Origin of the sequence: Mucilaginibacter sp. (assembly GCF_036383575.1) — a bacterium.
Lineage (GTDB): Bacteria > Bacteroidota > Bacteroidia > Sphingobacteriales > Sphingobacteriaceae > Mucilaginibacter.
The window spans coordinates 1-15,211 of record NZ_DASVOB010000727.1 but is presented as its reverse complement, the minus strand read 5'-3'; the positions used below and the strand labels follow the sequence as shown (position 1 = coordinate 15,211).

The 15,211-nt window shown below is 42.5% G+C and carries 11 protein-coding genes; 4 read left to right on the top strand and 7 right to left on the bottom strand.

The window, feature by feature from the left end:
• The 4 genes from VF500_RS26095 to VF500_RS26080 form a co-directional block, all read right to left on the bottom strand.
• A partial coding sequence (locus VF500_RS26095) for a carboxypeptidase regulatory-like domain-containing protein (RefSeq protein ID WP_330862472.1) occupies positions 1-2,504 on the bottom strand: 2,504 nt, incomplete at its 3' end.
• Positions 2,505-2,662: 158 nt separating this feature from the next.
• The gene (locus VF500_RS26090; protein ID WP_330862471.1) at positions 2,663-3,625 is read right to left on the bottom strand and encodes a hypothetical protein; all 963 of its coding nucleotides are present in this window, start codon (positions 3,623-3,625) and stop codon (positions 2,663-2,665) included.
• A gap of 84 nt (positions 3,626-3,709) precedes the next feature.
• On the bottom strand, positions 3,710-4,651 hold the full coding sequence (locus tag VF500_RS26085; protein ID WP_330862470.1) for a hypothetical protein: 942 nt from the start codon (positions 4,649-4,651) through the stop codon (positions 3,710-3,712).
• 73 nt (positions 4,652-4,724) lie between these two features.
• Positions 4,725-5,666, bottom strand: coding sequence for a hypothetical protein (locus VF500_RS26080; RefSeq protein ID WP_330862469.1), 942 nt, complete (start codon positions 5,664-5,666; stop codon positions 4,725-4,727).
• 85 nt (positions 5,667-5,751) lie between these two features.
• Between VF500_RS26080 and VF500_RS26075 the strand changes: the two genes are divergently transcribed.
• Positions 5,752-6,219, top strand: coding sequence for a CYTH domain-containing protein (locus tag VF500_RS26075; RefSeq protein WP_330862468.1), 468 nt, complete (start codon positions 5,752-5,754; stop codon positions 6,217-6,219).
• A gap of 7 nt (positions 6,220-6,226) precedes the next feature.
• On the opposite strand, the gene VF500_RS26070 is transcribed toward VF500_RS26075, so the two are convergent.
• On the bottom strand, positions 6,227-6,520 hold the full coding sequence (locus tag VF500_RS26070) for a hypothetical protein (protein WP_330862467.1): 294 nt from the start codon (positions 6,518-6,520) through the stop codon (positions 6,227-6,229).
• A 333-nt stretch (positions 6,521-6,853) separates the two neighbouring features.
• Between VF500_RS26070 and VF500_RS26065 the strand changes: the two genes are divergently transcribed.
• The 3 genes from VF500_RS26065 (at position 6,854) to VF500_RS26055 (ending at position 11,339) form a co-directional block, all read left to right on the top strand.
• Complete coding sequence (locus tag VF500_RS26065; RefSeq protein ID WP_330862466.1) at positions 6,854-7,192, top strand: metalloregulator ArsR/SmtB family transcription factor; 339 nt, start codon at positions 6,854-6,856, stop codon at positions 7,190-7,192.
• Positions 7,189-7,611 (top strand): SRPBCC domain-containing protein, encoded by a 423-nt coding sequence (locus tag VF500_RS26060; RefSeq protein ID WP_330862465.1) that lies wholly within the window; start codon positions 7,189-7,191, stop codon positions 7,609-7,611. The genes VF500_RS26065 and VF500_RS26060 overlap by 4 nt, the downstream gene beginning before the upstream one ends.
• Before the next feature lie 299 nt (positions 7,612-7,910).
• Positions 7,911-11,339, top strand: a complete 3,429-nt coding sequence (locus tag VF500_RS26055) for a TraB/GumN family protein (RefSeq protein ID WP_330862464.1) — start codon at positions 7,911-7,913, stop codon at positions 11,337-11,339.
• A gap of 113 nt (positions 11,340-11,452) precedes the next feature.
• On the opposite strand, the gene VF500_RS26050 is transcribed toward VF500_RS26055, so the two are convergent.
• Together VF500_RS26050 and VF500_RS26045 are read right to left on the bottom strand one after the other, a co-directional pair.
• On the bottom strand, positions 11,453-12,931 hold the full coding sequence (locus VF500_RS26050; protein WP_330862463.1) for a glutamate synthase subunit beta: 1,479 nt from the start codon (positions 12,929-12,931) through the stop codon (positions 11,453-11,455).
• A 3-nt stretch (positions 12,932-12,934) separates the two neighbouring features.
• The coding region (locus VF500_RS26045; protein WP_330862462.1) for a glutamate synthase-related protein at positions 12,935-15,211 on the bottom strand (2,277 nt) is incomplete at its 5' end.

The window sequence follows — 15,211 nt, the reverse complement described above, 5'->3', positions numbered from 1 at the left end:
AACTCTTTGGCTTTGGTATAACCCTGCACCGCAAAAGTGATCACATTTTGTTTAGGGATAAGTTCCTGCAATTGAGCAAGCGTTATTTTTTCTTTCTTAACCACCTTTTTGTTGATCACCATTACACCTTTGGTTTGGGTACTGCGGTTAATACCACTTACACCGTCATTTAAAAAGATCTCGACAGACTCAACCTCGCTTGATTGCATGCTTGATAAAAAGTTGGCATCAACGGGTAAGCTGCCTACATAAACCTGTACGGGCGTACGGCTGCCGGAATTGTAATCGCGGGTGATATAAAAATTGTTATCAATATAAGTAAGGCCCATTGCCATGGTTGATAAACAGTTTAACAGCAAAGGGCAACCTTGTAGTTGCTGGGCAGATATTTCATGATCTGCCTGCATTGATAAACCTGCAAAGGTGCCATAATCGGCATGGCTTGCTTTTTTTACGATCTTGGTTGCCTTTACAACAACCTCTTTTATGGTACGTGAGCTTTGATATTGCTTATAGCTGTTTTGTAAATAAGGACGGAAGGTACTGTCGATATTCAGGATCTCATCGGGAATATTATTGTTTTTGCTCAGTTTTTGATATGCCTCGCCGTTAATTGAAATTACAAGGTTACGTCCGTTAGGGTTGTTACGGGCGCTCAGGGTAATTTTTGAAGTATCCGGTACATTCACGTTCGAAAACTTGAAATTCCCTGTCATATCGGTAATTGTTTCTGCCGAAAAGTTTTTGTCGGGAATCAATAGACGAAGGCTGCCTTTGGCTACCGGAAGACCGGTATTGGTTCTTAAAGTTCCCGTTACATCAATACCTTGTTCCGGAAGTAAATAGATAGGCGGGGTTTTGTCGGCCAGGATATCTTCGTAATTGAAGCGGCGATACCCCTGGGTAAGCATCAGAATGTCCAGATTGGCCAGCTTTTCTTCGTCGGGCTTATTGAAATAATAATTAGGCTTTTCGATATATCCTTTCAGATCAGAAGTAAGCAGCATATTGCTCAATATGGTTGATTCTGCATCTTCATTTGACGGTACGGTACCATCATCAACTACCGCTACCGAAAAGCTGCCTTCGGCCGGGGTTGTATTGTTTTTTGCCGATACCGTGATCTTAACGTTGCCTCTTGTGCTGTACGATGGCTTGTCTGTTTTGAGGGACAGGTTCATCTGGTCATTGTGCTGAATAAATACTATCCGTTCGCATAAAGCGTATCCACCCGATGAAAACAGCGTTACCTGTACAATACCCGTAGGGAATTTACTTTTAGGGATATTGGCCGAATAAACTGTGCTTTGCAAAACTGTTTGTGCGGCGTAATAAATAACACCGCCGCTTTGTGCTACCAGGTAAAAGCTTTTGTTTTGTTTACGCTGAAAAAATAGGTCGTTGGCCGAGATCTTTACTGTAAGATTGGCCGGGTCATTATTATAAACACCAATGTTTATCCCCATTGATTGTACACGCGGCAGGTTATAAGATGCCTGCGAACCATCAGGAAATGTGATGTTTGCCTTGTATGACCTTTCAATATCAGGAGTGATGGCGAAGATCCCCATACCTAAGTGCGCGCTGCTGATCTGGGCAACTTCGGTGCCTTTATCGTCAACAATGTTTCCTTTAATATCAACGCCCATACCGCTTGACGCTATAGCCTTAAAAGCGATCTTGGTACGGATGCTATTGGTTAACTGGCCGCCTTCGGGGAAAAACTGCACGTCATATCCTTTAACTGCGGTTCGCATAGAAAAGCTGCTGCTGATTGTTTTGCGGTCGCCTACGTCAATAGCTGTCACCAGGATTCCGCCGGTAATCACATCGGCCTGGCTTTCGGGTATGTCAACCAGTAGCACACCTTTGTCATCGGTAGTGCCGCGGCCTTTACTTACAGGGTCTCCGTTTTTCATGAGCTGCCAGCTTACCTTTTTGTTGGCATAGGGAGCGTTATCTGATCCTTTATAAAGAATGGTAGCATCAACTTTAACACCCGTTCTTTTGGTTGAACTTTTATAGCTTATATTGGTACGCACCTGGTTATCAATGGCGTTACCAACATTAAAGGTACGGTCATAAAAATAATCAGGATCAAAATTGCGCATCCAGCCTGTATAGCTGCGCAGGCGATAAGCTCCTTGTTTGTAGGTATTATCACTAAGTACAATATTGCCGCTTGCAAAGCCATTGGTAACCGAAATACGCTGACTTTCAACTACCGAATCCCGGTTATTGATCAGGTCGACATACACAATGCGGCTCAAGGCCGATGGCTGGTGTTTTTCAATGGTTACATAAGCTTTAAACCAAATGGTATCGCCAACAGCATAGTAAGGTTTATCTGTATGCAGGTAAACTTTCTCGATAGGGAAGCTGCTGTTGAACTTGCTGGTTTTTTCAATTATGGTTGTTAGGGGGATGCTATCCTGCTGGGCAAAAACAGATGCGCCAAAGGCAGTTAACAGGCATAATAGGAGTAAAAATCGACGTATGATCATCAATATAAGTTAAAGAAGTAACAGGGGCTAATATAAACATTTAGCCGTATAGCATTTTTAGCAGCCGTTTATTTAACACTTTTTTACAAATGCCGTTTTGACCGGTGGGCGAAAATTAAACGCTAAAAGCGATACGCTTATACAAAATAGCACAATTGTTACTTAGCTGTAGTTTTAGCCTTGCCTTCAACATGTACCGAAACCGTGCTTGAGTGGATCATGCCCAGGGTTGTGCCTGGTTTTGCGTTGAGGTAAAACTTAAAATAGCTTTCAATTACCGCTTTGCATGTGTGAACGTAGTCGGCCTCTCTTTCCTGATCTCCGTTAAATCCAACAAGGGGTATACCGAAGTATAAATTGCCCTTATCGTCAATATACATGGTAAAAGAATAATAGAAATCTTTAAAGGCATTTTTGATCACGATATCATATGTCGGGTCGAGATAATCGTCAGAGTTGTCAAAGTTATTGAGGATATCTGGCTTGGTGGTGCGGCGCGATACTGTTACCAGTGGACTTTTGCTGGTGATAATGGCCGGCTGTCTTGCTGCGAATGCTTTGGTATAATCGGTATTGGCTTTTGCTGATAAAGAACGGATAAATGAAGTGTCCTTATTGCTGGGGCGTCTTAATATAGTAGTATCGGTATGTAAAACATTTTTAATGTAGTTATCGGCATAAAAACGCATAAAAACCTTAGTGCCTTTAACATCCAGCGAATCACCTTGCTGGATCAGGATCTCCATAGTGATGCTGTCTTTATTGATCTTACGGATCTTTAGCCATGAACGGGCCGCATTGAAAATGGAGTCGTAACCACGTGTAAGCGGAAAATTGATAAACGCATTTTTAGTAGGACTGAAAATGCTTACCGAATCGTCCGAAACAAATTTTAGCTTCCATTGAGGCTCCAGTTGATAACCATATTCGTTAAACGACAGACCGTTTTTTTGACGCCTGGATACTTCGGAGTAGTTGATGCCATTGTAAGGTTTAAAGGAGATCAGCTCTCTTTTCTTTTTGCCCGAAGGGCCGCTGCCGCAACCAGAAATAAACGCAGATATGATGATAAGCAGCCCAAATGCTGCTGTTTTTAAATTTTTTAGATTGATGAGTAGCATTGCCGCTAAAGATATAGATAATTCAATAAACGGGTAAAAAATGGCTGCTTTGTAATGGAATTTATATAATTTCTTAATTTAAACCTACACTCCGGTTCTCCCTTTAACGTGAACTGCTATCTCGCTGGCATGTGCAATACCAAGCGTTTTGCCGGGAATAAAGTTCAGGTAATATTTAAGGTAGCTGTTCATCACCGCTGTTGAATAGTGGTTGTACGCTGGTATACGTTCTTTTTCTAAAAAAAAGATAATTGGCTTCCCATAATGTAGTTGTCCGGCTGTGTCAACAATTATCGAAAACGAATAATTAAAATAGGTATAAGCCTTGTTAACTGTGATGTCAAACTCGGGGCGCATATAATCATCGGATGTGTTGAAATTATTAAGCATTGTTGGTTCTGAATGGCGCCTGGTAACCGTAACTAACGCGCTTCTGCTTTTAAGCTCAGCGGGTTGCCGGGCGGCAAATGCTTCATTATAATCTTTATTGGCAATATCGGTTAATGATTTTATGTACAAGCTGTCTTTACGGCTGGGGCTTCTGTATTTGCTTAAATTGCCATGAAGTACATCGTTAATGTAATTATCGGCATAAAAAACCATAAAAACCTTCGCTCCGCGGGTATCAACCGAATCTCCATCGAATTTAAGCATTTCGATGATCATGCTATCTTTAGTCATGGTTTTCACCTTTAACCAGGTGCGGGCGGTATTAAAAATGGAATCATATCCGCGGGTAAGCGGAAAATTGATGAATTGTTTTTTAGTCGGACTGTAAATCCTGGCAGAATCATTGGAAACGAATTGCATTTTCCATTGTGGCTCTAATTGATAACCGGAGTTATTAAACGCCAGGCCATTTTGTGAACGACGGGCAATTTCGGTATAACTGATGCCAAAGAGAGGCTTAAACGAGATCAGGTCTTTTTCGCCATTGTGTTTAACAATGTTACGTTGTTTGCAGGCCATGCAAAACAAAGTCAATACAATGCAGGTTAGTTTTGTAACAGGTTTGTTTGTTATCATATAGGTATTTGTTAAATATATGACTTATTATGAACGCTATAATGAGGAGTTTAAATAATCTCATGACTTAAATCTACACGCCCCGGTTCCCTTTAACATGAACGGCTATCTCGCTGGTATGCACTATACCAAGTGTTTTACCAGGAATAAAGTTCAGGTAGTATTTAAGGTAACTGTTCATTACTGCTGTAGAGAGGTGAATGTAATTTTCCTCGTAGCTTCTCTCCGAAAATACTGTAAGGGGTTTTCCATAGTGTATTTGCCCGGCGGGGTCAACAAATATCGAAAAGGAATAGTAAAAGTTGGCGTAGGCTTTATCAACGGTGATATCAAACTCAGGCCCCATATAATCATCGGATGTATTGAAATTATTGAGCATGGTTGGCTCAGTATGGCGTTTGCTAATAGTAACTAATGCGCTTTTACTTTTAAGCTCTACAGGTTGCCGGGCGGCAAAGGCTTTGTTAATATTTTTATTCGCGGAATCGGCTAACCATTGTACATAAACAGAATCTTTTCGACTGGGGCTTTTGCATTTACTTATATCGCCATGAAGAACGTTTTTAATATAATTATCGGCATAAAAAACCATATAAACTTTGGCTCCGCGGGTATCAACCGAATCGCCATATGCTTTAAGTAATTCGATGATCATACTGTCCCTGGTCATGGTTTTAACTTTGAGCCAGGTGCGTGCTGTATTAAAAATAGAATCATAACCACGACTGAGCGGAAAGTTGATGAATTGCTTTTTTGTGGGGCTGTAAATACTGGTTGAATCGTTTGAAACGAATTGCATTTTCCATTGCGGTTCCATCTGGTAGCCGAAATTGTTAAATGAAAGTCCATTATTTGATCGACGTGCTATTTCGGTATAGCTAATACCCAATACTGGTTTAAAAGAGATAAGGTCTTTTTCGCCGTTGTGTTTAACAATGTTACGTTGTTTGCAGCCAAGGCAAAACAAAGTCAACACAATGCAGGTTAATTTTGTAACAGGTTTAGCAATTAGCATATAGGTTTGATATAACATAAATATATAATATTTATCAGCTCCTAAATGTTAAATAATGCTAAAATTGCAGGCTAAAACAAATCTGATGGCAGTTGAAATAGAACGTAAGTTTTTGGTAGATCATGAAAAATGGAGCCAGTTGGCAAAGCCTAAACCAATGCATTTCAGGCAGGGGTATATTTTTAGTGACGAAAAGAAAACCATCAGGGTGCGGGTTACTGATACCGAAGCATATATCACCATAAAGGGGAGTACAGCAGGTTTTAGCCGCAGCGAGTTTGAGTATACTATCCCCCAAGCCGATGGTATTCAGTTGCTTGATAATTTTGCAGTCTCCGAACTGGAAAAATACCGTTATTGCATTACTTACGCCGGTAAACTTTGGGAAGTTGATGAGTTTTTAGGCGATAATCAGGGCTTATTAATGGCCGAGATCGAGCTGGACAGCGAGGATGAAGAATTTGATTTACCACCCTGGGCAACAACCGAGGTAACCGGCGATAAACGATATTACAATTCTTTTCTGAGCCTCAACCCGTTTAAAAGCTGGTAACGGGTTTTTAGGCACACTCAGGCAAACCCAGCAGGTAATCCGGTTCCGATTCATCATAAACAGTTTTAACATACTTGTTACCCTCGGGGCAAACGGCCGGGATCAGGCTGGTTTTGTTTCCCTTGTTATCGATGATGTAAGCGTCGCCGTCTTCGTTCTTGATCCAGTCGTAAAGCTTCGATCTTTCGGTGAGGCCTTTTACATTGATCCGTTCGTTGATCCATTCCAACGAGTCGATGGCCACATAGGGGTTTTCATGCGGTTTGGTGTCAGTTTTTATACATACTATACGTACTGCCATTGTATTACTTGCATTAAATTGTTCAGGTGCGATAAAATTATGGCAAAAAACAATACCCCGAAATAGGTATAATCACCCAATTTTCACTACGTAAAATTACCTATAGCACAGGTGCTGCTACCTGCTGTCCTATATTCGGATTTTCAATATCAGAAGATGCTTGTATATGTATCTGTCTGAAAATAAGTGTGTAAGTAAATGTTCGAAAAAAAGCCCGGCTTATAATAAACATGAATGAACATCCCGGTAAGAAAAATTGAAAAATCTATTGCGTAACCAAAAGGTTTCATTTATATTTGTAACCGAACGGTTTCATATAGCTGTTTGGTTACTATGCGAAGAGACGTTTTCCAGGCTATTGCCGATCCAACCCGACGAGAGATCATAAACCTGCTGGCTTACCGGCAGATGAACCTCAATGCTGTTGCTGATAATTTCGATATCAGTCGCCCTGCTGTATCCAAACACATAAAAATATTGACGGAATGCGGTTTGCTTGTTATTAAACAGCAGGGGAGGGAGCGCTTTTGCCATGCCGATTTGAAGCAGCTAAAACAAGTTACTGACTGGGCCGAGCAATACCGAAAGTTCTGGACACAGAAACTGGACGCACTCGGTGATTTTTTGATTAACGAACCAAACACAGATAACCATAAAAACAACAAACTATGAGTACGCAACCATTTGTTATTGAAAGGGTTTATGCCGCGCCCATCCAAAAGGTATGGGAAGCTATTACCGTTAAAGAAAAAATGAAAGAATGGTATTTTGACCTTGCCGAATTTAAACCCGAAGTAGGTTTTGAGTTTGAATTTACCGGAGGTGACGGAAATAAGGAATTTCTTCACCTGTGCCGGGTAACTAAAGTTGTTGAAGGAAAAACCATTGCCTATACCTGGCGATACGATGGCTACGAAGGTAATTCGGAAGTTACCTGGGAACTTTTCCCTGAAGGGGAGGGTACTAAACTTATACTTACCCATAGCGGCCTGGAAACTTTCCCACCGTTGGATTCCTTCAAAAAAGAAAATTTTGTTGCCGGCTGGACACATATTACCGGGATCTCGCTTAAAGAATACCTGGAAAAGTAGGATCATCCGAATAAAACTTACGAAGTTTTTAAAACTTCGTAAGTTTCTGAATAAAAGGTTCATTGTGCTAATAATGTTACCTTTTAATAAACTTAGCAGCCAGTTATAAAGGTACTGTTACAATCATTTATCTTTGTAGCTTACTTAAACCCTGTTACAGTTGTATGATCAAATTTTACTTATCACAATTCTCTTTTTTTAGATCACTTGCCACCTGTCCAAAATTAAGATCCTTCGCTTTCTTATTGTTATTTATAGTTCCGTCGTTAGCGTCGGCTCAGCAAAAAAGTAATTATACATTGTTGTGGCGCATTAGCGGAAAAGGCTTGAAAAATCCGTCATACCTCTTCGGAACCATGCACGTAAAAGATAAGCGGGTATTTGGCTTCAGCGATTCGGTTATGCTGGCCATACAAAAGAGTTCGTCATTTGCATTAGAGGTGCACCCCGATACGCTTATCAAAAAAATGTTCGCGAGCCTTGCCGATCGCGATAATTCACGCAGTTTGCGCAGCTGGCTTTCGCCGGCCGAGTACGCGAAACTTGCTAAGCGCTTCAAAGAAAAAAACGGCTATCCTTTGGGCAATATTGACCCTATACGCCTTGAGGCAATAATGAAACCCGAGAAGAAAAGTCCCGACGATAAAAAAACATTTGTCGATGCTTATTTATATGGTATAGCCCACGGCATGAACAAAAGCATTTATGGACTTGAAAATGCAGCCGAGCAATTTGATGGCTACTTTGGCTCAAAATCTGATATTAAGGAAAGGGTACAAAGCCTGGTTGAGGATAATGATGCAGAAGCTATTAGCCGGGAAGAGGAAATGATAAAAATTTACAGCACCGGTAACCTGGATAAAATTGCCGGCTTTTTAAACAGCGATGAGTTGAATGATGATGACCTTATTGCCCGAAATAAAGTGATGCTGGAAAGTATTATTAAGCACATGGATGAGCAGTCGCTGTTTTCGGCTGTTGGTGCGGCCCACCTGCCTGGCCCGCATGGCTTAATCGAATTATTACGAAATGCCGGCTATACAGTAAGCCCTGTAAAGGCTGAGTTTACGGGAGTGGTCAACAAATTTAGTACCGATTACACAAAGCTTACCTGGAAGCCATTTGTTGATAATGAAACCGGGTATTCGTTTGAACTGCCTTTTACTCCTGAAAAAACAGATGCTTTTTACGGGCAGCCATCGGTTCTCTATACTGACATAGCTAATGAAGTGTTTTTTGGCGCTTATGCCATTTTGAAAGGATCCGAATCAAAGCCTGCAACTGAAGAAGAAGTTTTGCAGAACATGATTAACAGTTTCAAAAAAAATCAATCGAACCATATCATCAGCAAAAAGCCGGTAACTGTAAATGGAATTAAAGGGACCGAAATATTGATGCGTACCAATGGCGAGGTTTTACGTTTCAGGCTGATGTTCAACAATAATTTCCTGTACCTGTTATATGCCGGTACCAAGATGGAAAACCTATTTACGCCCTATGCAAACCGCTTTTTTGATTCATTTAAAACCTTTAAGATAAGCCCTAAAGCAAACCCAACGTGGATAACATTTAAAAATGATACAGGCGCATTTACTGTTCATTTGCCGGTTGAGCCCAAACTGATAGTAAAAAACGCCGCTAACCCCATTCAGCCAGGCGGCGAGCCATTCCATATAAAATTGTATATGGCAACCGATAGCGTCAATTTGGAGAACTACCTGGTGCGTTATAATGATTATCCTAAAGGCGCATATCTTGCCGATAAGAACAAGCTGTTTGAATCAATAGGCAACGAGTTTAAAAACAAAGGGAAGATCATTGGTAAAGTCCGTAAAATAACTGTTGATGGTTACGAAGGCCGGGAGGTTGATCTGATACTTTTGGATAAATATTACTGCCGTATGCAGCTTTTTGTAAGGGGAAACAGAACTTATCTGTTAATGAGGCAGAGCTTGCAGGAAGGGCAACCTATACAGGGGAGTGACGATTTTTTTGAATCGTTTAAGTTAACCCCGTATAATAAGCCTGTGTTTACAACTTACAATGTAGAAGGTGGAAATTTCATATCAATGGTGTTTGAAAAACAAAACTTTATCAGGGATACGGTAGAGAGCGACAGGTCATTTTTGAAAAACTCGTTAACAGTTTATTCAACCAACATGGCGTCGGGCGGTGTTTATGGTATTGAGCATACCAACCTCAGCAAGTACTACCGAATAAAACATATCGATTCCATTTATATTTCAATTATCCCCAAGTTTGTAAAATACACAGATTCGCTTATAAAAGTAGATACAATAGTTGTTAATGGTATCCAGGGCCGCGAGTTTATCAGCCAGAAAAAACTCTCAGGTGAAAAGAAGCGCAACCGGATATTCATCAACAATGGTGATTTTTTCTACCTGACAGCCTACCTGGCAAATGAAGAATTATATAGCGAAACAAGCAATGCATTTTTTAACTCGTTAAAAAAGATAAGCGACACAAAAGCTATTGATCTGAGCTCATCAAAAGCGGCGTTAATAGCAGAGGATCTGGCATCCGCCGATTCTACAACTTACAAAAGTGCCCGGGGAGCCCTTTCTTATTATAAATTTGAAAAGGAAGAACTGCCCTATATATACAAGGCCCTTCAAAAAGGTTACCCTGACGATAGCACTTATCATGGGGCCGGACATTTGCTGCTCAACACCCTGGGAAAAGTACATGACGATAAAACGATCGACGTATTAGCCGAACTGTATAAAAGGCCTGATATTAATGATGATCTGAAAACAAAGATCCTGAAAACAATACCTGGTATTGATAAGGAAAAAGGATATGACGTTTATCTTAACCTGTTAACAGGAAGCCCGGCATTAAAGGCGCAGTATAATTACGATACTTTTGAGCCGCTTGAAGATTCACTTGATTATGTGGTTGCCAATTATAAACGTATCATTCCGCTTATTAATAATGACAGGTACAGGAAAAGCCTGCTTCCTGTTTTTCAGCGCATGGCAGAAGAAAAGCACGCTCGTTATATTGATTTTGTAACGAAGAACTTTGCCGGGATCACAACACATGCCCACTCCGATGTTGACAGGTATCTTAAACCAAATGACAGTACTTCAACAGAAATGTACATGTCGGTATACTATTATCTTTCGTTGATGCAAACGATAAAAGGGCAACCTGTTACAGCGGCATTCACCAATAAACTGATCAGGAAAGAAGATATGAGTATGCTGCTTCCAACTGCGGCAATAACCCGTATTGCCAATCATTTACCAATTGATCAGCGGGTAATTAACCGGCTTTTAGATAGTATTGCCAACAGGTATAATATTATGGAGGCCCTGAGTAAAGAAAAACAGCTTGAAAGGGTGCCGCTTAAATATAAAACACAGGCCGCGTTTGCTAAGCTATGCCTGTACCAGAGCGTTAGTACCAGTGATGACGATGATATGTTACCTGAGCAGCTCACGTTGCTGGGAACCGTAACAGATAAAGGAAAGTTGTTTTATGTATTTAAATACAAACTCAACTATGGCGATGAAGAAAGCACTTATTACAGGGGGATATGCGGCCCTTTTATAACAGGCTCCGCTAAGCTTGATTTTACAAGCTACCGTGCTTTTTATGAAGAAGTTAAAGCGGGTTTAACCTGGCAGCAACAGGCAAAAGAAATGATCCCCGGATTAAAAAAGCAAAATGGTGAAGCGCTGGCCAATAGGGTAGGTGAGTAATATAAAACAATAAAGCCGGGCATTTGCCCGGCTTCATAATTAAAACAATATGATAAGGAGATATCTGCAAAAGGAGTTACTAACCTCTGATCTTTAACCTCCAGTCTCTAACACTAAAACACCTGGTCAAACTGGTTAACGGCGTCTTTGCTTTCCAGTAAAGAATGTCCCATTAAAAACTCATCAACTTTGCGGGCGGCTTCGCGGCCTTCAGATATGGCCCAAACCACCAATGATTGTCCGCGGCGCATATCACCTGCTGTAAATACTTTGCTTACGTTGGTGCGGTAAACACCTTCTTTCGCTTTAACGTTTTTACGTTCGTCAATATCAACACCAAGCTGGCTGATGAATGTATCATGCTGCGGGTGTAAAAAGCCCATAGCCAGGAATACACGCTGACAAGGGATTTCACGCTCAGAGCCCTCAACTACATGGAATTTTACAGGGCGGCCCATAAAATCCTGTTCCCATTCAACGTCAACTACTTTCAGTGCGCGCAGGTTGCCTTGCTCGTCGCCCAAAAACTCTAAAGTGTTAACACCCCAGAAACGGTCGGCACCTTCTTCGTGTGAGCTGGTGGTTTTTAATACCATTGGGTAAGTAGGCCACGGCATGTGCTGTGTACGCTGAGCAGGTGGCTGGAACATCACCTCAAATTGCTTAACAGACGCTGCTCCTTGGCGGTTTGAAGTACCCACACAGTCCGATCCGGTGTCACCACCACCAATTACTACTACATCTTTACCTGTAGCTATAATTTCTTCGGCGGTAACTTCAATATTGCTTACGCGTTTGTTTTGCTGTTTCAGGAAGTCCATTGCAAAATGGATTCCTTTTAACTCGCGGCCCGGAATGTGCAGGTTACGCGGAATAGTTGAACCGCCTGCCAGGATCACGGCATCGTTATTACGTACCAGTTCATCGGCAGCAACGTTTACACCAACCTCGCTGTTGTATTTAAACACAACACCATCTTTCTCCATTACTTCAACGCGGCGTTCAACAACCCATTTCTCTAATTTAAAGTCAGGAATGCCGTAGCGAAGCAAACCACCTGCACGGTCGTCACGTTCGTAAACGGTAACAGTGTGGCCAACTTTTACCAACTGGGCTGCAGCGGCAAGGCCTGCTGGGCCCGAGCCCACAACGGCTACCTTTTTGCCTGTTTTAACAAGCGGGGCAGTTGGTTTTACCAGGTTTTTCTCGTAAGCGATCTCGATGATATGGCGCTCAATTTCCTCAATAGCTACAGGCGGTTTGTTGATGCCTAACACACATGCCGATTCGCATGGGGCAGGGCAGATCCGGCCTGTAAACTCAGGGAAGTTATTGGTTGATGATAATATATGGTAAGCTTCTTCCCAGTTTTTACGATACACGGCATCGTTAAACTCAGGGATGATGTTACCCAAAGGGCATCCCGAATGGCAGAAAGGGATACCGCAATTCATACACCTTGCCGATTGCTGGTTAAGCTTCTCTTCGGTGTATAAATTAACAAATTCGTTATAGTTCTTAACGCGTTCAGCAGCCGGAACTTTTGATGGAAGTTCGCGATTAAACTCCTGAAATCCTGTAGGTTTTCCCATTTCTTAGCCTATGGTTTGATATTGTAATTTCTCTAATACTTTTTTATACTCTCTCGGGAATACTTTCACAAACTGGGTTGATGCTTCATTCCAGTTGTTTAGTATCTTTTGCGCCAGCTTGCTGCCGGTTAAGGTGATGTGTTTACGCAGCAGGGTGAGGATCTGCTCTTCGTCTTGTACGCTTAGCGGGTCAAGGTCAACCATTTCGGTATTGCAGTTTTCTGCAAAAGTACCTTCAGGGTTGTAAACCCAAGCTATACCGCCGCTCATACCGGCTGCAAAGTTGCGGCCTGTATTACCAAGGATAAGTGCACGGCCACCGGTCATGTACTCACAACCGTGATCACCAATACCTTCAACAACCGTTGTAGCACCTGAGTTACGTACCGCGAAACGCTCGCCGGCCATACCGCCTACAAACAACTCACCCGATGTAGCGCCATAAAGGGCTACGTTACCGATGATGATGTTATCTTCAGGTACAAATGTTGCATTAGCTGCCGGATAAACGGCTATCTGCGCGCCCGAAAGACCTTTACCTACATAGTCGTTAGCTTCGCCTTCCAGCTCGAAAGAAACACCTTTGGTGGTGAAAGCAGCAAAGCTTTGACCTGCCGAACCTTTGAATTTGAAGTTAACGGTATTGTCTGGCAAACCAGCCGAACCATACACTTTAGAGATCTCGTTAGATAACAAGGTACCGATAGTACGGTCAACGTTGATCACATCAAACGAAGCAAATACTGGGGTTTTATCTTCAATAGCAGGCTTCGCAGCTTCCCATAGTTTCCAGTCAAGGATATTGGCCATACCATGATCCTGTGATTCGCTGTTGTAAAGCGTCATTCCTTTGGTGTTGGTAACCGGGTGCAGGATGCCGCTAAGATCGATCTTTTTGGCTTTCCAGCTTTGCAGGTTATCTTTCACTTTCAGGAACTGTACGCGGCCAACCATTTCATGAATGGTACGGAAACCAAGCTCGGCCATGATCTCACGTAACTCTTCGGCCATAAAGCGGAACAGGTTAACAACGTGCTCAGGTTTGCCCGAGAATAATTTACGCAGTTCAGGATCTTGAGTAGCAACACCTACCGGGCAGGTATTCAAGTGGCATTTACGCATCATGATACAGCCGCCTGCAACAAGGGCAGCAGTAGCTACACCCCATTCTTCGGCACCCATCAGGGCTGCGATAGCCAAATCACGACCAGTTTTCAGCTGACCATCTGTTTGCAATACCACACGGCTGCGCAGTTTGTTGCGTACCAATGTTTGGTGGGCTTCAGTTAAGCCAAGCTCCCAAGGTAAACCGGCATGTTTGATTGAGCTTATCGGCGATGCACCCGTACCGCCGTCGTAGCCGGCAATCAGGATCACATCGGCATGTGCTTTGGCAACACCGGCTGCAATAGTACCTACACCTGCTTTTGATACCAGCTTAACGTTGATACGGGCAGCACGGTTGGCGTTTTTAAGGTCGAAGATCAATTGTGCCAAATCTTCGATAGAGTAAATATCGTGGTGCGGAGGAGGGGAGATCAAACCTACACCCGGAGTAGAGTGACGGGTTTTAGCGATCCAGTCGTCAACCTTGTGGCCCGGTAGCTGACCGCCTTCGCCTGGTTTTGCGCCCTGCGCCATTTTTATCTGTAACTCATCGGCATTAGTAAGATAATTTGAGGTAACCCCAAAACGGCCTGATGCCACTTGTTTGATAGCCGAACGTAACGAATCGCCATTTGGCAATTTATCGTAACGCATTTCGTCTTCACCACCTTCACCGGTATTGCTTTTACCGCCAATGCGGTTCATGGCAATAGCCATGGTGCTGTGCGCCTCGTGCGAGATAGAGCCGAATGACATGGCACCTGTAGCAAAACGCTTCATGATGCTTTCGGCCGGTTCAACCTCATCAATGCTGATAGATTCGCGGTGATGGGCAAAATCAAGCAAGCCACGGATGGTGAAATGCTTTTCAGTTTGCTCGTTAACTACTTTAGCATAGTTTTTATATACCTCATAGCTATTGGTACGTGTAGCATGCTGCAACAGGTGAACGGTAGTAGGGTTAAACAAGTGGGCTTCGCCGCGGCGTTTCCACTGGTAAATACCACCTTCAGGCAGCAAGTTATCAGCTCCTTTTGCCTCAAAACCCATTTTGTGTTTGCAAAGTGCTTCACGGGCAATTTCGTCAAGGCCTAAACCGCCTATACGGGTAACAGCACCGTGGAAGTATTTGTCAACAACAGTTTTGTTTAAACCAAGGATCTCGAATACCTG